Below are 20,784 nucleotides of genomic sequence, written 5' to 3'. Positions count from 1 at the left end.
TTTTGAGCCAGCGACACTGCCTGTTTAACGAAGCGGAAGAGGGTGCTGGACACATCCGATTCTTCCGCTTCGCTTGTCCCTTCACAGCGACGCTATCCGCTCGCCGTCTCCGGATTCAACAGAGCAGGCTCAGTCCTTTCTGCCCCAGACAAACCACAACTTGTCTCGATGTAGCGGAGGTAAGTCCCGAAAGAAGAGCGCCCTGCCGCCTTTTCCGCCGCAGAATCAGGCGTCGATGATTCGATCGGGCTCGATTCGTGACAACCGCATCGCGTTCCCGGTGACGCCGAGGCTCATCCCCATATCTCCGACAACGACTGCCAGCGCAACGCTGACCAGGCCCAGCGGCACGCCTAACGCGAGCAGGAGCTTCACGCCGAGGCTCGCCCAGATGTTCTGCCGGATCACGCCGTTGGCCGTATGCGACAGGTCGTACAGGTACGGGAGTTTCCCGATGTCGTCGCCCATCAACGCAATATCAGCCGTTTCGAGGGCGGTGTCGGTGCCCGCCGCGCCCATCGCGATGCCGACCTCCGCAGTGGCGAGCGCGGGGGCGTCATTGATGCCGTCGCCGACCATCGCGACCTCACCGTACTTCGCCTGTAACTCTTCGACCGCGTCGACCTTCTCGTCGGGTAGGAGTTCGGCGCGATATTCATCGACACCGACCTGCTCGGCGATGGCGCGGGCGGTGCCCTCGTTGTCCCCGGTCAGCATCACTACGCGCTCGACGCCCAGCTCGTGCAGGCGTTCGACGGCCCGCTTCGAGGCCGGGCGAACCTCGTCGGCGATGGCGATCGCACCCAGCAGTTCCGACTCCGTCCCGACGATAACGACCGTCTTGCCCTCCCGTTCCAGCGCGGAGAGTGCATTCTCGGCGAACGCCCCGTCGTTGGGCTCGGCCGCCTCTTCCGCCACGACGCCGCCGTCCGTCTCGCGGCGTGCCCGAGCGAGGTCGAAGCCCAGCTCCTCGAAGAGCGCGGGCTTGCCCGCATAGTACGTCTCGCCGTCGATCTCGCCCCGAATGCCTTTCCCGGTGAGGCTCTCGAAGCCAGTCGGGTCGGGCAGATTGCCCACGCCCGCCTCCTCAGCACGGGCGAGAATCGCCGCAGCGATGGGGTGCTCACTGCGCCGCTCCAGCCCGGCGGCGCGACGGAGCAGATCGGTCTCCGTGGTGTCACCGACCGGGACGACGTCGGTGACGGCGAGTTCGCCCTTGGTGAGCGTCCCGGTCTTGTCGACGGCGACGGCGTCGACCCCGCCCATCGCCTCGAGGTAGTTGCCGCCTTTGATCAGGACGCCGTTCTTCGCGGCGCTGGTGATGCCCGACACCACCGAGACGGGTGTGGAGATGACGAACGCACACGGGCAGGCGATCACCAGCAAGGTGAGCCCCCGGATGAACCACGTCTGCCAGTCGCTCGCGAAGGTGAATCCGTATCCGGCCAGGTCGACCGAGATGGGGTCGGCGATAACCAGCGGCGGGATAGCGGCGGTCAGGATTGCCAGCACGACGACGAGGGGTGTGTAGTAGCCGGAGAAGCGGTCGACGAACTGCTCAGACTCGGTCTTCTTCGCCTGTGCGCCCTGGACCATCTCGATGATGCGCGAGAGCGTCGAATCGCCAGCGGTCGAGGTGACCTCTACCTCGAGGTATCCCTCTTCGTTGATCGCGCCGGCGTAGACCTCGTCGCCGGCGGTCTTGTCGACGGGGACGCTCTCGCCCGTGATCGGCGACTGGTCGACTGCACTCTCGCCGTCGATAACCGTTCCGTCGAGCGGAATCTTGTCGCCGGGGCGGACGACGACGGTCTCGCCAACGTCGACCTCCTCGGCGGGAACGGTCACTTCCTCACCATCGCGAAGGACGGTCGCCTCGTCGGGCGAGAGTTCCATCAGCTCGCGCAGGGAGTCCCGGGCCCTGTCCATCGCGTAGTCCTCGAGCAGCTCGGCGATGCTGAACAGGACGGCCAGCGTAGCGGCCTCGACGAAGTAGCCGATACCGGTCGCCGCGATGATCGCCGTCCCCATCAGCAGGTCGATGTCGAGGCTTCGGTTCTTCGCGGAGTAGTACCCGCTACGGACGACCGGGATGCCACTGGCCGCGACGGCGCCGAGGAACAGGACATCTGCGATGTGGAGCGGGTACTCGAGGACGCTCGCCACCGTGACGTTCTGTCCGGTGAGGAGGAATTCGAAGAGGAGGCCGAGCGTGACGAACGCCGCGCCGAGCCACGTCTTCTTCGCGCGAGGACTCGTCCAGACCTCCGATGGTGGCGCGATGTCGACGCCATCGGTCGCCTGGTTGTCCTCATCCTCGCCCTCGGCGTCCGAGCCTCCGACGACCTCGTAGCCGGCGCCTTCAATCGCCTTGACTACGTCGGCTTCGCTGGTCCGATCAGGGTCGTACGTGACGTTGGCCGTGCCGGTGGTCGGCTGGAGCGTGGCGTCAGTAATGCCGTCGACACGCTGGAGGCTCTTGTCCACCTTTTGGGCGCAAGAGGGACAGTCCATCTCGGGAACGGCGAGGCGGGCGGTCAGCTCACGTCGCTGTCCGCCGCCGCTCGTTCCTCCTGCTGCGTCCGGATTCTCTGTCATTACCTCACGGTAGGAGCGGGAGTTCGATATGTCTTTGTTGGAATATTCCAACTGCGGCCTTCAGTGCGATGCCAGCCGTTCTTCAGCTACCCGCTCGCCGGCGACATGTTGCTTCGCTAAATGTTCTTCCGTCCGCCGGAGTCGGTAGGTGAGTGTTGACCGTGGCACGTCGAGATGCTCGGAGAGCTCGCCGACGTCGACCTCGCGGGGCGACTCGTAATAGCCGTGTTCGACCGCGGCCTGAAGAGCGGCCTCCTGGGCTGGCGGGAGGCCGCTCGGTGTCCCGTCGCGTCCCCCAGCTGCTGTCGTCGTGTCCGCTGTGCGAAGCATCTCCATCTGGGCGCACTCCCCGACGGCGACTTTGAGAGCGTCGAAGAACGCCGCCACGTCGCCCTCACCGGAGTGGATGAGTCGCCACGTGTAGTGGCGACCCTCGTGACGAGTCTCGAACAGCACGCCGTCGCCGAGATGGTCGCGAGCAATGTGGGGGACTGAGGCGCAGGTAGGGGTGCGCTCCCAGTCGGAGTAGAGGACGAGCGTGTCGTCCGTCCGATCCAGCACACGAGTCGTCTGTGTGGCGCCGCAATCCTCAGTCGCCAGACAGTCGGCGTAGTAGTCGCCGGTGAGAAAGGCGTCCTCGATAGCGTCGAGCGCCTCAGGAGTTCCGGTAGCATGGTCGACCCGCCAGAGACGTTCGGCAGTGGCGTGCAGCGAGAGCGAGCGGACGCGGGCGTCGGAGTGGTCGGCGAGAGCGTCAGCCACCCGGTTACAGCCCGGCTCGTATTCGAGTGCGAAGATGAGTTCGCGCATATCCTGTGTACGGCCTCCTACGGCATAACCCATGGTCCGGGGTGATGTCTACTGGCGGGTATCAGATCACGTCGTCCGGGTCGTGGACCTCCTGCATTCGCTGCGCTTCGGCCGCGTATTGTTCCTGGAGGTCTGGCTCATCGACCATGCCAAGATTGTCGAGTTCAGCATCGACTGCTGCCGTCGTATCTCGGACATCGGTAAATGAGGTTAGCGCCCGCTCCTTCCGATAGTACTGTTCGCCATCGGGCGTTGCGTAGGTGAGGATGATCAGGTTCTGTTCGTCATCGGAGTACGTCCGTTCGACAAGCCAAACACGAACGCCATCTTCAGACTGATTTGACATACTTAGACGTCCCCCGATATCCACTAAGGGATTGGTGTTACGACTTGCCGAGACTCGCTGTCTCGAAGGGTGATTCTCCGGTCGGAATGAGCAGCTCCTGTCGGTCTCCGACTCGCGCGGCCAGCTTCCGTTTCAGGTACTGTCTCGCCGTTGACGGTGTGAAGACGCCCTTGTCGAGCATGTCGCCGACGACGTCTTTGAGGGCCGCGAACTGCCCCTGCAGGTGGCCGTCGCCGACCGGCTCGCCGTCGTACCAGCGCACCGTCGCAAGCGCGCCGTTCCCGACCGTCTCTCCCTGTTCGACTGTCTCCGAATCGTACTGCAGGCCGAACCACAGCGTCCGGTAGGCGGTCACCTCGAACGTCGTCGACACCACGAAGAACGCCTCGTGGTGGAGGTAGTCGAGGTGGTCAGCGACGATCTCGTCGAGGGTGAGCCCGGTGGCACGGGGCTTCGGCTCGACGACTGTCGACGGTCGATCTTCGCCAGCGAGGTAGCCGTCGACCGCATCTGCCTCAAGGCCATCGGCCAGTTCCGCCAGCAGCTGTTTCGCCCACTTCGAGTCGGTGTCGTCGCCACCGAACGGTGTTTCGGCCGATATTCGGTGCTTGAGCTTGAGATTCGCTGCACCCCAATGAGAGTAGTGGAGCGTGTACTGTCCGTCTGTGCGTTCGTACGCAACGAGTGCGCGGTGGCCCATTGAACAATCACCTTGCAGGACGACCCACGACTGGATCGCCCCGCACCCCTCCCGGGGGACGAACAACGCTACTCGTCGATCGGGTCGGGGGAACTGAGGTCCGCGTGGAGGACTTCGCCGTCGCGAACGACGTACCGTTTCGCCAGCACGGGAAACCGGCACTTGGTAAATCCGGCTGTCTGGATGTCGAATTCTTCGTTCGGTTCGAGATACTCCGCGAGCGACCGGAGGAACTCGTGAGTGACGATGCCACCGTCGTAGTCAGGAAGACCGTTCTCACGGGCCTCGTACACTTCGAAGCTGTCGTAGCCCCAGATGACGAGTTCGCCGTCGTCGTCCACTTCCCAGTTGAGCGTCCCGAAGCAGTGGTTCTCACAGAGCTGGCGGACGGCCTGTGGGTCTGTTACGAGCGCGCCGGTCGATGTCGTTGCGGCTTGGAGTGTTGCCATGGGTTGTTCTCGGGAGCGGTCTCGCGCCCCCGCACCCCTTCAGGGGGCGAACAACTGCTCACGCTGTGACGACCACAGGACGTTGCGCTGCCGACGCGTCGAGCTGTCAGGATTCTCTGTTGACGTCACCGTCCCTCGTCGTATTCGGTTGGGTGAGAAAATCCACCTGCTCGAGGAGCGTCGTCGCGGTGCTAATTCGCTCTCGATCAGCGGGCTCCAATTGGTCGATATCGATACTGGTGAGGCTGCTGAGCGCGCGGTGGAGTCGATAGCCGGGGGTGTCTCGTGGGTCCATGTGTGCGCCTCCGCCAATTTACGGCGCGAAAAAACACCGGCGGGCAGTCAGCGGGGCAGTCCGGGAGTGATCACGAACTGACCTCCAGTTAACCAACAGAACGAATCGATATCAGGATTCGTTGGTTAAACTGACACTGTCTCTATTGACCGGCTTCGGGTTCGGGCCCATAGCGGGGCGTGCCGCACCGCTGACAGCCCCACATTGGCTGCCCGGTCCACTCGTCATCGGGGATAGCCTCGAATTCGCGGAATCGATGCTTAGTCTCCCGATCACACTCTCGACACTCGAGGTGGGTTCTGTTTGGACGCTCGCGTCGTGGCTGTTCGGTATCGGTCTTGTCAACGGATTCCTGGAGCGCAATCGCTGGCACCAGCCAGAGGTCGTCGTCTGCGTCCTCACGTAGGCTTGCAAGACGATCTTCGGTTCGAACCTCGCTCCCGGTTTCGTCGTAGAGGAACGTCGCGTGCTCGCCGTCGCGACGCGACTGCGTCGTGTCTGTCCACATCGTCCGCTCACGAGCGGCCGCAAGCAACTGTGCTCCGCTTTCTGATGTGACCCGGGTCGCCGCGGAGAGCGAAGGCCACTGGTCGGTAAGCTGCGCTGCTGGTTCCTCGTCGAGATCGTAGATCAACTGGCAGTCGTCGACCGCTGGGTCGGACTCCGATTTCGCGAGGAGCGAGGCCGCCGCAGAGCCCTTTGCAACGGCACCGTAGAACGACCGCGCTTCGACGAGGACATGGATGATATGGAGGAGATCATATTCCGAATCAGGGGTGTCTCGTGGAACGGTGGGTTCATCGAGATGATTCGTGAGACAGAACCGGCACTTCGACTGGCCAGCAGGGATCGACGCCCCACAGGAGTCACACTCGGCCGCAGGTGCCGTCGTATCGTCTGGATAGCCTGCGTGCGCTTCGTCTGTTCGCTGACGTCGGGGCTCCCCGTCGGTACAGCTGGCGAGTTCATCGTCGGGAATATGCGTCGCTTCACCGAGCGGCCGGAGCTCTTCGTAGTCAGAGTACTGCCCGGTCATAGAGTGGTCTGATCGCAACATGCTTCGTCTTCAGTTGTAAAGGATAGCTCTCAATTCAATCACTCAACAGATACGCAAACCTATAGCCTGCGTTCCGTTACACAGCCAGTTCCTCCAGTGCGTCTCGGTGGGTCCGAACGGTTACCGGTGAGACGCTCGCGACCGCTGCGACTTCGGACTGTGTGAGCCACCGGCCCTGTTCGCGCCCCGCCTTGTAGAGACAGGCAGCGGCGAACCCCGACGGCCGGACGCCCGTCGTCACTTGCGTTGATTCGGATTCCTCCGCCAGCTGCCGGGCCCGCTGTCGGATCTGGTCGGAGACGTCCAGCTCTGACGCCAATCGTGGGACGAACGCACTGGGTGTCACGGGTTGGGCGGGGAGTCCAAGCTCGGTATTCAGCGTCTTGTACGCGTTCGTCACCCGCGATTGCTCGACGCGCGCCGGGTCGATGACGTCCTCGAGCGTTCGCGAACGCCCGTTACATCGACAGGCGCCGTAGACGCTCGCGGCAGCCATCGCCTCGATCGACCGGCCCCGCAGGAGATCCTCGTTCTGAGCACTCCGAAAGAGCCGACACGCCTGATCACGGATCGTCTCGGACAATTCGAGTGCGCTCGCGATCCGGCGGACTTCACCGAGCCCGTGGGCAAGGTTGCGCTCGGCTTTCGACTGAAACCGACCCCGAGACTGTTCTCGTCGCATCCGGGATAGCTGCCGCCGCTTCCGCCCGGAGAGTGCGTTGCCATTCGCATCGGTGCCGCGCCCGACCTCCGTCGACAAGCCCCGGTCGTGCCGTGCCGCCGTGAGCGGCGCACCCGTCCGCTCGCGCTCGTCTTCGTCGAATCCTCGCCACTCCGGCCCGTGGTCGATTCGCTGCTCGTCGACGACGAGGCCACAGTCCTCGCAGACGGTTTCGACCGCGTTGGTGGTGACCCGGCCATCGCACTCGGGACACTGGTTCGATTCTGTCTCGGTTTGGACGTCTTCGTCGAACGTCGTTTCGTAGATCTCTCTGGTTGCCATGATACTCACGAGGGGGATCACCTGGTCTCCGTCTCTCGGAATGCCCCTCACCCATGAGGGGGCACAAATACACCACACGGGACGGCGCTGACTCCGATGGGGTGCAGTGGCGAAAGCCCGGCCGCGCAACGGCGCGCAGCGCCGTGAGCAGCCCGGACCGTGGAGGTGGTGGGAGGTGGCGGTGACCGCTACACACCAGCAAAAAAGGGGTGCGTTGCCCCGGCTATTCCCACCAGCGGCCGCGCTCTGGGAATTCGATGCGACTCCAGCCTGTGATCGCGAGACTGCAACGACCCTGATACCAGTTCTTCTTGACAGCGCGGAATCTGACCGTCTGCCCCTCTCGAACCACCGTTTTCCCGCTCTTCTCCCAGACCGTGAATTTCGTGCGGCCGCTCTCGTCTTCGATCAGCCCGACTTGTTGGATGTTCGACGCCGAGGGAGTCCAGAGTTCGGTAACCTCGCCTTCGACCGTCACCTCTCCAACCGGGACGTCCGGCACATCCGCGATGGGCACGATCGCTCCCGGTACCGCCTTCAGTTCCTCGAGCGTCTCCAGCACCGCCTTCGTCACGTCCTCTCCCCGTTGCACCTTCTCGGCCAGCTGCTTCGCGACGACCGCTCTCGACCAGCCGCCCGTCACCTCGTCGCTGATCCGCATCGCCTGCTCGTTCACCGCCGCGAGTTCGCTCTGCGTCAGCTTCTCCCGGGGATCCGTGCCCTCCACCGTCTCTGGTTCCTCACGGCCACACTGCTCGACGACGACCTCCCGCGTCCGCTTCGCGCGTCCCTCCTGGTGACTGAGTTCGGCTTGGGCACTGATGTGCTCCAACTCGGCTTCCCGTGCTTCGATTCGCTCTTCCTGTTCGAGGGTCTTCCCGAACAGGTGATCCGGGCCTTCTTCGACCCGCGCGTCCGGATGGTTGGAATCGACCTTCGCCTGCACTTCCATGTCGACCGTCGCCCGGAACTCCGGCGTCTCGTCGACGACCTCGAATCCGTCCTCGTCGACCTCGGCTTCATCGTGTTTCTCGAAAGCCTGTTCATCGACCGAAACTACATTACTGGTGGCGTTGTTACTTGACATTGGTCTTCACTTGACCTGAAGGCGCTCACGCGCCCGACACCGCGATGCTACTACATCGCGGATTTCCTCGACGACAACGACCGACAGACTCGTCTGCGCGCTCTCGCTCGCGCCTTCGCGAGCGCCCTGTGGGCGCGAGCGAGAGCGCGCCTGGGGGGCCATCCAACCAGCACCGCGCGCCGACCCGCCCGAAGCGAGCGGCCAGCGGGATATGCCCGCTCGTGTCCGGCCCGATGTGCGGGTCCGTGTCCAGGGCGACTGTCGCCGAGAACGCGCGCCGCGGTGTGGCGCGCGACAGCGCAGGCGGCACAAAGCGCTGGAACGCGAAAGCCCGCAAGGGGCGCAACCGACGGGGATACCCGCTGGCGCCGAGGGCACATGCATTTTAGCCCGGAACGGGCGCGGGCGGTGCGGAGAGCGCCCGCACGCCCGGAATGGTCGGTCGCGAGCGACGCGGAGGGCGGCAGCGGCGAGCGGGGCGGGCCGCTACGTACACACCTGTTCAGCCGGCTACGTCGCTCGGTGAGGCATCTACCGTCCTGGCGGACTCAGAAAGGGCGAGGCCGTCTCGGTCGTCCCCCGACCCCGCAAGCACCACAGGCACGAGGAGCGCAGCGGTGGTCGCGGGATGCCGAGCGGCCGAGGGCTTTCAGAAACTGTATTTCAATCGTCGTGCTGCGCGTTCAATTCTGTAAGGAACTGGCCGGCTGCTGTCCCGATACGAACACCGTCGACGTTACGCATCTCGAGGTCATGCGTGGCAGTCCGAAAGGGGTGGTGGTCGACGAGGATACGTTGGATAACAGTTCGGACGGGGCCGGTCCCGTACCTGTCGACGACAGTCGCCATCATCTCGTCGAGATGTGCGTCCCGGTGCTCCGTCCGGGGATGCTGTGCGCGCTCGAGGATGAGTTCGACCACGTCGTCAACTGATGCGTGCTCGGGGTTCTTCGTTCGTTCACGAACGTCGTAGAGAGCGTCGTTATCGGACATTCCAAATCACTTCGAAGGATCCTCCATGGTGTCAGGGCTCCTCGAGCAACGAGCGAGCTCGCTGCACGTAACTGTTCGCGCCCCAGCTACGGGCGTCACTGATCGCATCGAGGAGCAGCCGCGCATCAGCAGCTGATAGGTGTTCAGTTCGAACGAGAACCGAGAGCAGTGTCGGTGTTGTGACGAGCCTGGTATCAGCGAGGGAGGCGTGGATCAAGCCAAGTTGGTTGAACTCGTCACAGAGGAAGAGCGCAGCATCGAGATCGTTCGCGAGCGTGACCGCCGCGTTTTCACCGTCATCGAGGGGGAACTCGGCATCGAGGTCCACCGATTGTGTCGTGAATGACTCCGTTTGGTCGAGGACGGCGGACGCGGCGTGTCCATGGACGTCATCGTAGGAGGCGATCTCTCGGAGTTCATCGATGACCGCCGTTGGGACGACGACCTCGTACCGGGAGAGACAAAGTGCGAGTGGATCGGGATCGTCGTCAGTAACGATGCCGAGACTCACGAGGGCGGAGGCGTCTGCGATAAGCCGCGACATCTAAGCGTCGGCGACCTCGTCGATGAAGTCCTCGTCCAACTGCTGTTTCAACACTCGGAGGTTTGCCGCCTCCTCGGCGCCGACGAGCGCTTTGAGTTGCTCGAAGGTGATCTCATCGTCGTAATAGGCGGCAGCGATCTCCTGGGTGAGTGCGTCGTCGTGAGTAGCTTCTTGGAGGTACTCCCGAAGCGCGGTCACGAGGACGTCTGTTCGGTCTTCCCCGAGGACTGCGGCCAGTGCGTCGGCCCGGTCGATGAGGCGATCGGGGGCCCGAAACTGCACGCGCTTCTTATCGGTGCTCATGATGTGTACATTGTGAGCCAACGCACTTAGCCGTTTTCGTGTGTACGATGTGAGCCTCACTCGGCCGACCGTCACTCGGCCACGAGATGCTCCTCGAGGTCACGCGTCCAGTACGTCGCGAGCCCACCAGGGCTACAGCGAGCACACAGTTGGAGCGGCCCCTCGAGATGGCCGAGTTCGACGCGGAACCGGGTAAGTGCCGCGAGGGCGTCGACGACCAGTCCGCACCCGTCGCAGGCGTGGTGGTCGCGCTCGTCGGGATCCGACCGCGTCTGGGTGGCGCAGTCGACACAGATTGGGTGCGTCACCCGTTCGTCTTTCCCCCACGTATGCGCCTCGCCCATCTCTGCACCGGGCGGTGAATCGCAGAACGCACACCCAGAAAGCGTCTGTTGCATCAGTTGTCCTCCGGGTCGGCGTCGGTGGCGGCCTGCCAGCCACGATGGAACACAGCGAGCTGGGTGATCGACTCGAAGGGCTTGCTACTGGGCTCGTGGACGAGAATGCGTTGGTCAGGGATCGGCGTCACCACATCGTCCTCGACAAGGTCGCCAACGAGACGGCGGGCAGTCGCCTCATCGATGTCCGCCGTCGCGACTCGGGACGCATCCCGATCCTGTGCAACGAGTTCGTTTTCGAGTCGTTCGTAGTCGTCTGTCGTGTCGTCGATGATATCTTGACCAGGCATAGGAACTCACGCTTCTGCACGCGCTTCGAGCGCGCCTCACGCCTCCTGGCGCCGATAGACACACCTGCGGTGCGGGCACGATGTCCTACGTCAGCGATCTGCCTTCAGCTAGCCTCGTTCCTGGTTGGAAGGGAGCATGACGCTACTCCAACACCTACTGTGAGCCACCCCTTGCTGTCGGTCCCTGTCGGTCTGTTAGAGTGCGATCACGAGCCCGGTCACGAGTGTCACGAGCCCGAGTGCCAGCCACGTCGTCCGCGCTGCAAGGCGCTGCCAAACCCGCCTCCCCAGCTGGCGGAGTTGATCACGGAGGGCTGCCCGTCGTTCCGTTTCGAGGACTGCGACTTCATCGTAGTAATCGCGGCGATCTGCGGGAAGCGTCCGGAGTGTCGTCTGGCAATCGCTGCAGGTGTATTCGAACTCTGCCCGGACGTGCTGGCGGCGGAATTCTTGCTCGCCGCCCTCGTCGTAGCCTGTGACCTCGTACACGAGGAGTTTCGAGACGAAGCGACGAGCCCCGCATTCCGGACAGTGGTTCAGCCTGAGCGTTGGCGTTCCATCCTCGCTGCTGGCATCGTCTGGCCACGACGGCTGCGAATCTGTGTCCTCGGTCTCTCGGGGTGGCCTCGTGTGGTTTTCTGACGGCGATGCACTCGCTGTCTCGGAGTTACTGAACGTAGACATGGATTCACCTGTGACTGCACTCAGCTGACACCAGACTGGACACCACGACGGCTCTCGTGGTGGTGCCTATCGGGCTGAGCGCCGTCACCCTTGGTCGGCGCGATAAACGCCACTGCGGGGGAGTCGTCTATTCGTCCCACAGTACTGCAATCCGGTCTTCGACCTCGTCGAGGACCAGTTGCAGGACATCACGATGATCGGTCGGCCAGGAGTCATCATCACCGGGTGTCGGGGCGGTGGGCGGGGGATGGACGTGGTCGCGCGTATTGTGGGGGTTCGGATGCTGATCCCATCGGCATTCCCAGGTGTGCTCCGAATGGACCTCTCGATAGTGGATTGTGAAGTCGTCGTTCGTGTACCAGCGGACAGTCAGGGTTGCGTCGTCGACGGGTGCTGGGTAGTACGATGAGGCAAAGACGACCTGAAGCCCGAGATGGCCGCTTGCATCCGTGATGACCGCTTCGGAGACCTGCCTCGTCGCTTGGAGCCGTGTCTGAAGGAACTCGAGGATTGGGCGATCGATGGGGGCCGGGCTCCCACCATCGCCTGTCGGTGGCACCATCGAGCGGGCTACCCGGATGCCTGTTCGCGTTCGCTACCCGTGCGTTGCTGGCGCGCCCGTTCGTAGCAGTCTCGCTCTTCGCGGGCGGTCGCCCAGTCGCCGAGGTCGCTGTACACGTCGTCGATGGTCCGTTCGTCGCTGGCTTCCGCGGCGGTAACGGCGTCGACGGCAGCCGGTGACGCGGCGTCGTACGCCTCCTCATACTCGGTGATGCGCGTTGTCAGCTCACGAACGCGATCCTGGAGTTCCTCGACAGAATGGTCGGCTGCGAGCTGGTTGATGCGTCGCCACTCGAAGTACGCGTCGTTACGCTCGTAGGTGGCTGGATGGCCATCGTGTCGGGTGACGATGCCGAGGTCGTCGAACCAGCCCAGATACTTCCGGGCGGTCTTGGGGTCACACTCTGCTCGTTCGGCGATCGCGCTTGCCGTCGTCGGCTCGCGGGTCTGCAGGATGGTGCCGTAGATGCGTTGTTCGACGTCGTCGCTGGCGAACGCATCCTCAAAGGGAGGTGGCCCATCGGCGGCGTCTGTCTCGGACATACTCAGAATTGCAGGTCTAAGGATATAGTTCTTACTTCGAGGAATAGTTTCCCGAACAACAGTATCCTGCGATAGCCCCCATTTTGCGGCGAGATTGAGCGTAGTTAACCAACAAATAGCGCGATATAGCGAGTCTGTTGGTTAATCTTCTCGGCTCGCAGAATCAGAACGCTCGAGAGAGGTTTTCGGATGGCGGTGAAGCGGCGCCACTACTAAGATTGGCCACCGAAGAATCGATGCAACAGCGAGGCTGGCTCTGAGTCATCACCGGTCTCGTTCCCCGTACCGGAGTCTTCCTCGTGGGATTGCGCAGTCTCCTGCTCACGGGCTTCGCGGTCGTCGGTGAGGCGCTCGATCTCTGTTTCGAGGGTCTCGATCCGCTCAGTCTTCTGTTCGAGTGTTGCCTCGAGTTCGTCGACGCGCTCGCTCAACAAGCGGTTTTTCTCCGCCAGATACGCACGACTCCGGTCTGCGTCGTCTGGCGTACTACCAGCAGTGACCCCGTCAGGTTGGCCGTGAGAATCTTCGGTATCGCCGCCGGCGTCCGGGTCGTAGAACTCCGACGTGGTCGCAATCGCTCGCTCGATGGTCTTCTCGCCGTACGTCGACCCGTCAGCGTAGTGGACCTCGTCCCACTTCTCCCGCATCAATCCCGACTGGCGGAACAGCTGCTCCATTTGGGTCCGGTCACCACCGGTCCAGAACGCCAGCAAACAGCACAGCGCCATGTCGGCCTCGGACTGACTGTCGTAGCCGACCGTATTCCCGTTCCAGAGCCGCTCGAACTTCTCGCCGTTCGATGCGTTTCGCGCTTTTTCGAGGATGTCCTCGTCTTCGAGGTCGACGTCGACGTCGGCTGCGTCGGTCGTCGGTGACCGGGCGTCAGTGCCATCACGCTGTTCGGACTCGGAGGCTGTGTCACGCTCTGTGTCCTGGACGTACTCGCGGTGAATCGCTGTGAGCGCGTCCTGCCGGCGTGCAACGCGCGTTGGTGTCCACTCGACGTGGTCGCCAGTGACGGTGAAAAAGCGTGCCGTGTCGTACAATTCGACGCTCCCGCGCCGGTTCCGCCCCTCGGGGAGTGCGCCAGTGATCAGGACGTGATAGCCGGTACCGGACGGTGACACCTCGGTGTAGGAGTCGAATCGCTCAATGATGTCCAGCGCCGCGTCGTCGACGTCGTCTGTCTCGGGATCGCGGCAGTCGTCCAGATCGATGCCGACGATGGAGTCGTCGTCAGTAAACACGAACCCAATACCATCGGCGTGCTCTGTCTCGCTGTAGTCGAGTGCTGCCTCGAAACTCGCCCAGGTCTCCGACTCTGTTGCTGACGCGAACCCCCCAGCCCCTGGCGTCACCGGAATCTTCGTCGGTTTGCCGTCTCGCTCCTCCTCGCGCCAGCACACCCACTGGTCGCGTTCGCGTAACGTCTCCGGAATCGCCTCCGGCTCGTCGATCATAGGCTCACTCATCCTCACGTAGCACCTCGCATGGCTCTCACTGGCTCTGAGCCAGCACAGAACGCTCTCTGCTGTACGTCGCGATCCAATCCCTTGGTCCCAACGGGGACCCCCCGTTCTATTCTAGTTGGTTGTTGGGTGGAACACTCACTATGGCTGGTTGCAAACCGCTGGACGTGAGCGTGTTCCACCCATTCCGCCAAGTTCGTTGGTGTTCCACCCATTGAGGATTTGGGTGGAACATACCGCCGTCGAGTGATTTGCGACCTTCGAGTTTGATTGGATGAGGTCATGATTCAGCTTGGGTGGAACAGGTTTCAAGAAGTCCCGATGATATCGGGAATTGGATCGTGTACGTCCATTTCATGGCTGAAAGTCTTCTTCAGACCGGATGCGGACACCAGTGTAATGCGGGACGGGTTCCCCGTCGATTCGCTTCTTCGTGGAGTCTACCTCGATGTGGGTGTTGAGCTTCCGTGTGAACCAGCTCTTATTCAGCGGATCGTCGATGTCGTGTGCCTCTGCCCAGTCGGTGTAGAGATCGAATACGTCATCTTTCGGCACGGCTTCATCCTCGTCTTCGACGAGATATTCATCGACGAACGATTCGAACGACGGCGGCGATGGGTCCTTCTGCTCTTTTTCGACTGTCTCATCTGCCTGGTCGGTCTGACTGGGTGGTTCGTCAGCGGCCGCTGATTCGGGCGATGCGGGACGGAGTGCCCCGTCAGTGATTGCCGAGAGTGGCCGCTTCTCACCGTCTTCATACACGACCGATTTCGCCTCATCGTGAAGGATAACGATGCCGTACGTCGAACGTGTGTAATCTGGTACAGGGAGTTCGGCTTCGGGGACGAATGGCTTCTTGACACGCACCCAGTCGTCCTCGAACGCCGATTTCGTCTCGTAGATGTGTTGCTCACCATGCTCATAAACGACGTACTCGTCGGCAGCGTGGTCGTAGCTGTAGATGGCCGGAACACGATCTTTCGAGAGTTTTTCAAGCGATGGGAGGCGGATGTGTTCCGTCTCGCTGGCATCACGAAGGACGATCTCGTCGCCATCACGCTGCCAGATATTCTGGGTCCCGTTCTCGTCATCGGTCGCCGGGCGGACGGCAGTCACTCCACCTTCTTCGGTTGCCCCGCCGTTGAACGTGAGATTCGAGTCAGTCGTGTAGAACCGTGTCTCACCATTCTGGAGGGTACGAACGGGTGGTGTGAGAATGCCGTCAACGCGCTTGGCCCACTCAGTTTCGTCGTTTCCTGGTCGAACGACAAACAGCGGGATATCCCCTGCTTCTTGGGCTTTCCGGAGATTCGTGAGCACTTTCGCGGGATTCTCGGGTGTCGTCGTTTCGACTTCGATGGCGAATCGATCGGCAACGTCGGGGTGGCTCGCCCTCGCGTCAGGTTTTTCGCTGCCATCCTGTGCGAGGATCGAGACGGTGAAACCGAGTGCGGTGAGCTCTTCTTCGATCTGGAGGAGTGCTGCGTCGTGGGCACTCCCACCAGCGGCCTGCACGCTACCAGTATCGGGTGTCGAGACATCCTCTCCGGCTTCAGTGAGCCGGATGCGGAGCTCGTCGGCGTCGATATCGACGGTCGTATCGAGGTATCGTGATCGTTCTCGAATGTCCGCGAGTGCATCATACGATGGCGGCTCGGCGTCGACGTCGTCGAAGAGTCGTCTGAGTTCGTCGTCAACTGCTTCAACGGCCACCCAGCCGTTCTCCTCGCGGCACTCCTCTCGAAGCTGCAGACTCCGGACCACCGTCGCAATCGCGACGTCCAGGTCATCGCTCCCGATATCGAGCACCCCGTGTCCGTCGGTCGGTGTTCTCGTTGTTGAGGCGTCTGTTGCGGCCGGCACGCCGTGTTCGTCATTGATGTCCTCGTGCATCGAGGAGAGTGTCTCAGTGAACTGCCCCTCTTCACGCTCTGTGAGCGGGGATTCGCTCTCGGGGTGGCCCGGTGGAATCGGGAGTGGTTCGACACTGAACGGATACGGCCCCGTTTCACCGAACGTCGGGCTTGGCAGGCTGGCGATCCACTCCCCTCGTGGCAACGAACGAATCCGATTGGCGAAATCCGCGGGGTCCATCTCTTCGTGGGCCATCGCTCGCGCCAGTTCCCGGTCGACGTTGATTTTCCCGATGAGTGAACTGCCGATGTTGTTCAGAGCATTCAGGTAGATCTTCCGCCCACCTTCAGCCTCCATCTGTTCGGGGAACTGCATCGACAGGCCAACAGAGAGCCGGAATCCCCGGCCTTTCTCGAGGAGATCATTCATGATGTCGGAGACCACAACCGATGCTGCCTCGTCGACGAGCAAGTTCACGACGTAGTCGTCCGGGTGCTGGGAGAGGGCCTGTTTGTGGTCCTTGAGGGCTGCATCGAGATTGGTCAGGATCACACCGGTCATAATCCGGGCGGCGTCGTCGCGGAGGTCTCCGAGGTCGAAGAGGATGACCGTATCCTCGTCGAGGACATCCCGAAAGTCAAACTGGTTCTCGGTATTGTTGAAGATCTGCCGCAGGTGCGTATCCTGTGAGATGTACGCAAGGCGGTTTCCGACACCACCCATCACGTTCGCGAAGGTGTTCGAATCTAACTGGAGCTGCCGTCGAATCGTCCGCGTGACTTCCTCGTCGCTCGACCGTGGGGCGTCGGCGATGTTCTCGTTCGGTGGCCCGGCCTCCCAGAGCTGGTCGACGACGTGTTCGAGCTGTCGGTGGGCGAAGTAGTCCGTCGACGCTCGGTAGAGCCCGTTCTCACGGCCGTATTCCTCGTCGAACATGGCCTTGATGAGTGTCTTGATGAGAGTCGGGGCCACAGTCGCCCGCTCGTAGCGGTCGGTTCCCATCACGAGCTTCAAAATCTCTTCGTAGTGGTCGGCCTTCCGTTGGACGGCGTCTTCGCGGTGTCGTCCGCTCTCCATCGACGGTTCGAGATCGAAAAACGAGAACCCGGGGAGGACGTCCGGAATCGGGAAGTGGACGACGTTCTCTTCGAGGTCGGTCATTCCGAACCGACGCGCGTGAGCCCGCATGTAATTCTGGGCCATATCGTCGTTCTTCGGGATGATGAGGATCGTCGGCCCCTCGGTGTTGTCGTACAGCGACAGCATATCGTTGATGAGGGCTTTCGACTTCCCAGAGCCGGTTGTTCCGAACCGGCCGTAATGAGTGGGCAGCAGTCCGGGTGGAATGTGTGTCGGCACGTCTTCGGCCTCGCCAGTGTCGTCGAGAGCATACCCGATTGCCATCCCGTCTCGGAACTCACGCATGAGGTCCTGGTGCGGACGGGGCAACGGATTCCGACTCTGCTGTTCCGCACGCGTCCCCCGTGCCCCTTCGACAGTAAGCTGTTCCGAGGAGGGGACGAGGACGAAGTGCGCGAGTTCTCGGCCGCTCAGGACGAACTCCGGTCGGCTCTTCCCACGGCCGGTCGTGATCTCACGATCCAAGAGCCGCTGCAGCGCCGCTCGTGCATTCCGTTCTTTCGTGGCTGCCCGCAAGCCGCTGTCGCGCAACCGTTCGGCCTCCACCTCATAGTACGGCCCGTCAAGCGGGTCGAATACCGGGACCAGTGATTGCATCCGCTCATCGAGATCATCGCGACCGTCACTACCGGATGGAATCCCGATTGCGCGGATGTTCGCGGTGAACGACCGCTTCGGATTTTTCGCCTCGATTGCCGCGACACGTTTTGCAACCGCGTCGCTCAGCTGGTTTCTATCCCGACTCTCCGGTTGATCATCGAGTTCGAAGAGGGAGCCAATAATCTCCTGGGCGAGTGTGTCCCGTCCGTCGATGACGTCCTCCTTGCGAAGGTCGGCATCGGACTGCCAGCTCTCGCGTCGTTGGAAGACGACTTGGAACGCTACTGGTGCTGTCGCCTCCATCAGGTGGTCGACGAGCGACGCGAGCGCACCTCCTGGCTGATCGACGGCTGGGAGCTCCGCTTCGTCGTTGGCAGTAAATGGCGAGAGTGAGGTCATCCAGTCCTGCTTCCGGGTCGCCGACCCCTGCCACCGCACGCCGAGTGGGGAGACGGTCTCGGTCGCTGGCCGGGCGAGTATCGTCCCCTCCGATGTTACCGTTGGTTTGGCAAGCGTCGTGAGTGGCTCATCCTCGGGAATCGCATCTGGTGGGGCGAGTTCGAGGGCAGTATCACCGATCTCGATGAAGTGGTCGGGAGACTGGTCGCCGACCGTCCCTCCATCCGCGACTGATTCGGCGTCCCCTGGCCCCGCTTGACTGTTGTCGTCAGTACCACACTCGTATTGCTCGTCAGGGCCGAACTCGTACGTGAGCTCGCCTGAGTCATAGTGCTCGACGAATGTCTCGCGATCGAATTCGACAGGCTGTACGAGTCGGGATGCGATATCGACCTCGGTACGCTCGATGTCGAACGTCTCGGGATAGACCGACCGGAGCCGTTTCTCAAGGGTATCCAGATGGTCGTCGGCACCGTAGTAGAATTCGACGGGGTCATCTTTCCCCTCGCTGAGCGCGAGGAACTCGAATCGTAGCGGTGTGTCGCTATGTAGCGGATTGAGTTTGTCAGCTAGCCCTGCCGAGTCCGTTGAGGTCAGTTTGTGGAGGCTCTCCAGTGCCTGCGGCAGACGCTCCGAATTGAGCCGTTCGGAGGTTGGCGTCACGCGAAGGTACTCACGCATCGTCGTCACCTCCCGCTGCGCCACCATCAGTCTCTGCTGGCGTCTGCTCAGGTGGGCGTTGTCCGTTGTCGGTCGTTCGGCTTTCAATATCGTCTTGGAACGCCTGCACCTCCGCGTCCACAGCATTCTCACCAGTCCCCGGGAGTGAGTCTCGCCGTTGCTCGGTTGGCTCGAAGTCGATGACCTGCTTCTCCTTGGGCATCGCTTTGACCTGGATCCCACGCCATTCGCCGTCGACGCCCACGAGGGCCTCGGAGAAGCCGGCGTCCTCGTTGCCGGGGACGGCGTCTTGGACGAACCGCATCTGTGCGTAGTTCAGCCCGAACTCGTCGGCCCACTCATCATCCATCCCGTCGAGGCGGTGGAACTGCTTGACCGCACACTGGTCCAGGATGGCCTCAGATTCGGCGTGCTCGAAGAACTCGTCGACGGTCTGGGTGACCAGCCGGATCGAGAGGTCGTGGTGGCGGTGGTGCCGGAACACCGTCTCGAGGAACGCCAGACTCGCGGCGTCCTGCATGATGTAGCGCGCCTCGTCGATGTAGAACACGACCTCCTTCTCCGAGACCTTCGCCCGCTCGTACACCAGCGAGATCAGCAACTGCATCGTCAGTGCCGTGCTGCTGTCGACGCTGCCCTCCTGCTGAGCGAGGTCGAGGTAGATGACCTTCTCGTCCCGAATGTCGAAGTCGGACTCCTGGCCGAGGTTGGCGTGGCGACCGTCGTCCTCGAAGGGGCGGAGCTGATCGAGCAGCCACGTCGCGTCCTCTTTGATCTTCCCTGCCTCTTCGTCGGACCGAACGACGAACTCCTCAGGGTCGTCGACCATATCCTCGAAGACGTCCATCATCTCGCGGATGGTCGGACTCGGATTGTCGTGCGTCGAGATGTCGTCGGTGATGCCCTGGCGCTTGTACGCCCGCTTGAGCCCGAGTTCGAGCGTTGTCCGGCGGTCGCCCAGCGAGATGCCGCGGAGCGCGAAGAAGTTCGTGAGGAAGCTCATCGCGTCGTCGAGCTTCTCGTTGAACGGACTCGCGTCCTCGCCCATCGCGCGCTGGACGTGTTCGGGCGTCTCGCGGATCTCCAAGGGGTTCAGGCCGAGCGTCCCACCGACGGTGATTCGCTTGGCGTCGAGTGCCTCTGAGACGCCGGCCCAGTTATTCAGCGGCTCGAGGATGATGCCGATACGGTCCTTGCTCTGCTCGATGGAGCGGATAAAGTTCTGCTTCGAACTGAACGACTTCCCCGAGCCGGTATCGCCCACGGTGAACATCGCGTACCCGTTGTCCCGGGCGAACGGGTCGATGACCACGGGGCTCTGGTTGTCCTTGTGAATCCCGAACTCTACCCCGCCTTCCTCGAGAATCGTCGCGTTGTGCGGCGAGGACAGCAAGGCGCCGACGGCGCCGCCGAGGGCTATCGACGTCCGGCCGAACTCGTTGTCACCGATGGGTGCGGCGGACTGGAGGGCGAGATCCTGCCGACAGATTGCGGTCTTCGGTGTGAGGTTCGCCGGGTCGTCGCGGAGCGCGCTCTTGACCGTCTGGACGGCATCTCTGAGCTCGTCTTTCTCGTCGGCCCGCACGGTGATGAACATCCCTTGGTCGAAGACGTTCGCGCCGTTCTCGACGGCCTTGTACGTCGCTGCGGCCTCGTTGGCGCGCTCTTGGAGATACGCGCTCCGGATACTCTGTTCGAGGTCAGCATCGACCTGGAGGTCGTCAGCGATGTCTTGCAGTTCGTTCCGGGCCCGCTCCTGGTTCTTCGGCGTGATGTGGGCCGTCAGGTCGAACTGCACGTCGGTCATCTCGAAGAGGTCGCTCAGATACCCGTCGTTGGGATAGTCGGCATAGCATCCGTATTCGGTTAAGAGCTGAAACCGCGTGACGGAACGCCAATCGGGGAGATTATTTCTGAAGGTTGAGTGGGGAAGGGTGAATGAAACTCTCCCCAGATGCGATCAGCACTCTGTTGACTTCG

At 62.3% G+C, this 20,784-nt stretch carries 19 protein-coding genes and 1 pseudogene; all 20 read right to left on the bottom strand.

All coding sequences use genetic code 11. The features are described from left to right. Nucleotides 1-225: 225 nt before the first annotated feature. Nucleotides 226-2,598, bottom strand: a complete 2,373-nt coding sequence (locus NDI89_RS23665) for a heavy metal translocating P-type ATPase (RefSeq protein ID WP_277525370.1) — start codon at nucleotides 2,596-2,598, stop codon at nucleotides 226-228. A gap of 60 nt (nucleotides 2,599-2,658) precedes the next feature. Continuing rightward, entirely contained in the window at nucleotides 2,659-3,408 is a 750-nt protein-coding gene (locus NDI89_RS23660; RefSeq protein WP_277525369.1) for a helix-turn-helix domain-containing protein, read from the bottom strand. Nucleotides 3,409-3,469: 61 nt separating this feature from the next. Beyond that, nucleotides 3,470-3,754 carry a DUF7967 family protein gene (locus NDI89_RS23655; RefSeq protein WP_277525367.1) on the bottom strand — a complete coding sequence of 95 codons (285 nt, stop codon included), beginning with the start codon at nucleotides 3,752-3,754 and terminating at the stop codon, nucleotides 3,470-3,472. A 37-nt stretch (nucleotides 3,755-3,791) separates the two neighbouring features. Continuing rightward, nucleotides 3,792-4,454 carry a DUF6735 family protein gene (locus tag NDI89_RS23650; RefSeq protein ID WP_277525366.1) on the bottom strand — a complete coding sequence of 221 codons (663 nt, stop codon included), beginning with the start codon at nucleotides 4,452-4,454 and terminating at the stop codon, nucleotides 3,792-3,794. Between the two features lie 68 nt (nucleotides 4,455-4,522). Continuing rightward, the gene (locus NDI89_RS23645; protein ID WP_277525365.1) at nucleotides 4,523-4,903 is read right to left on the bottom strand and encodes a hypothetical protein; all 381 of its coding nucleotides are present in this window, start codon (nucleotides 4,901-4,903) and stop codon (nucleotides 4,523-4,525) included. Between the two features lie 106 nt (nucleotides 4,904-5,009). Continuing rightward, on the bottom strand, nucleotides 5,010-5,198 hold the full coding sequence (locus tag NDI89_RS23640; RefSeq protein ID WP_277525364.1) for a DUF8012 family protein: 189 nt from the start codon (nucleotides 5,196-5,198) through the stop codon (nucleotides 5,010-5,012). A 142-nt stretch (nucleotides 5,199-5,340) separates the two neighbouring features. Next, the gene (locus NDI89_RS23635; RefSeq protein ID WP_277525362.1) at nucleotides 5,341-6,234 is read right to left on the bottom strand and encodes a biosurfactant protein 1; all 894 of its coding nucleotides are present in this window, start codon (nucleotides 6,232-6,234) and stop codon (nucleotides 5,341-5,343) included. Nucleotides 6,235-6,331: 97 nt separating this feature from the next. Then, nucleotides 6,332-7,258, bottom strand: a complete 927-nt coding sequence (locus NDI89_RS23630; RefSeq protein WP_277525360.1) for a transcription initiation factor IIB — start codon at nucleotides 7,256-7,258, stop codon at nucleotides 6,332-6,334. 223 nt (nucleotides 7,259-7,481) lie between these two features. Beyond that, complete coding sequence (locus NDI89_RS23625; RefSeq protein WP_277525358.1) at nucleotides 7,482-8,345, bottom strand: DNA-binding protein; 864 nt, start codon at nucleotides 8,343-8,345, stop codon at nucleotides 7,482-7,484. 663 nt (nucleotides 8,346-9,008) lie between these two features. Then, complete coding sequence (locus NDI89_RS23620) at nucleotides 9,009-9,338, bottom strand: DUF8158 family protein (RefSeq protein WP_119712827.1); 330 nt, start codon at nucleotides 9,336-9,338, stop codon at nucleotides 9,009-9,011. 31 nt (nucleotides 9,339-9,369) lie between these two features. Then, entirely contained in the window at nucleotides 9,370-9,882 is a 513-nt protein-coding gene (locus tag NDI89_RS23615; protein WP_079235407.1) for a PIN domain-containing protein, read from the bottom strand. Next, the gene (locus tag NDI89_RS23610; protein WP_119712826.1) at nucleotides 9,883-10,185 is read right to left on the bottom strand and encodes a hypothetical protein; all 303 of its coding nucleotides are present in this window, start codon (nucleotides 10,183-10,185) and stop codon (nucleotides 9,883-9,885) included. A 71-nt stretch (nucleotides 10,186-10,256) separates the two neighbouring features. Further along, nucleotides 10,257-10,583: a DUF7558 family protein gene (locus NDI89_RS23605; protein ID WP_277525352.1), complete on the bottom strand. Its 327-nt coding sequence runs from the start codon at nucleotides 10,581-10,583 to the stop codon at nucleotides 10,257-10,259. Next, a complete protein-coding gene (locus NDI89_RS23600) occupies nucleotides 10,583-10,873 on the bottom strand; it encodes a DUF8069 family protein (RefSeq protein ID WP_119712824.1) in 291 nt (96 codons plus the stop codon). The genes NDI89_RS23605 and NDI89_RS23600 overlap by 1 nt, the downstream gene beginning before the upstream one ends. A 195-nt stretch (nucleotides 10,874-11,068) precedes the next feature. Beyond that, complete coding sequence (locus NDI89_RS23595) at nucleotides 11,069-11,362, bottom strand: hypothetical protein (RefSeq protein WP_277525348.1); 294 nt, start codon at nucleotides 11,360-11,362, stop codon at nucleotides 11,069-11,071. Nucleotides 11,363-11,684: 322 nt separating this feature from the next. Beyond that, nucleotides 11,685-12,119 (bottom strand): toxin-antitoxin system TumE family protein, encoded by a 435-nt coding sequence (locus NDI89_RS23590; protein WP_119712823.1) that lies wholly within the window; start codon nucleotides 12,117-12,119, stop codon nucleotides 11,685-11,687. Between the two features lie 8 nt (nucleotides 12,120-12,127). Then, on the bottom strand, nucleotides 12,128-12,661 hold the full coding sequence (locus NDI89_RS23585) for a DUF7342 family protein (RefSeq protein ID WP_277525345.1): 534 nt from the start codon (nucleotides 12,659-12,661) through the stop codon (nucleotides 12,128-12,130). Between the two features lie 212 nt (nucleotides 12,662-12,873). Then, nucleotides 12,874-14,133 (bottom strand): phage NrS-1 polymerase family protein, encoded by a 1,260-nt coding sequence (locus NDI89_RS23580; protein ID WP_277525343.1) that lies wholly within the window; start codon nucleotides 14,131-14,133, stop codon nucleotides 12,874-12,876. Nucleotides 14,134-14,484: 351 nt separating this feature from the next. After that, nucleotides 14,485-18,804 carry a primase-like DNA-binding domain-containing protein gene (locus NDI89_RS23575; protein ID WP_277525341.1) on the bottom strand — a complete coding sequence of 1,440 codons (4,320 nt, stop codon included), beginning with the start codon at nucleotides 18,802-18,804 and terminating at the stop codon, nucleotides 14,485-14,487. Next, a pseudogene (locus NDI89_RS23570) lies at nucleotides 18,797-20,656 on the bottom strand (VirB4 family type IV secretion system protein); the annotation flags it as partial. The pseudogene NDI89_RS23570 and the gene NDI89_RS23575, both read right to left, overlap by 8 nt. Nucleotides 20,657-20,784 lie beyond the last annotated feature (128 nt).

Origin of the sequence: Natrinema salsiterrestre, from assembly GCF_029502005.1 — an archaeon.
In the GTDB taxonomy this organism is placed as follows: Archaea; Halobacteriota; Halobacteria; order Halobacteriales; family Natrialbaceae; genus Natrinema; species Natrinema salsiterrestre.
The sequence above is the reverse complement of the archived record's forward strand: the minus strand, read 5'-3'. Positions and strand labels throughout refer to the sequence as shown.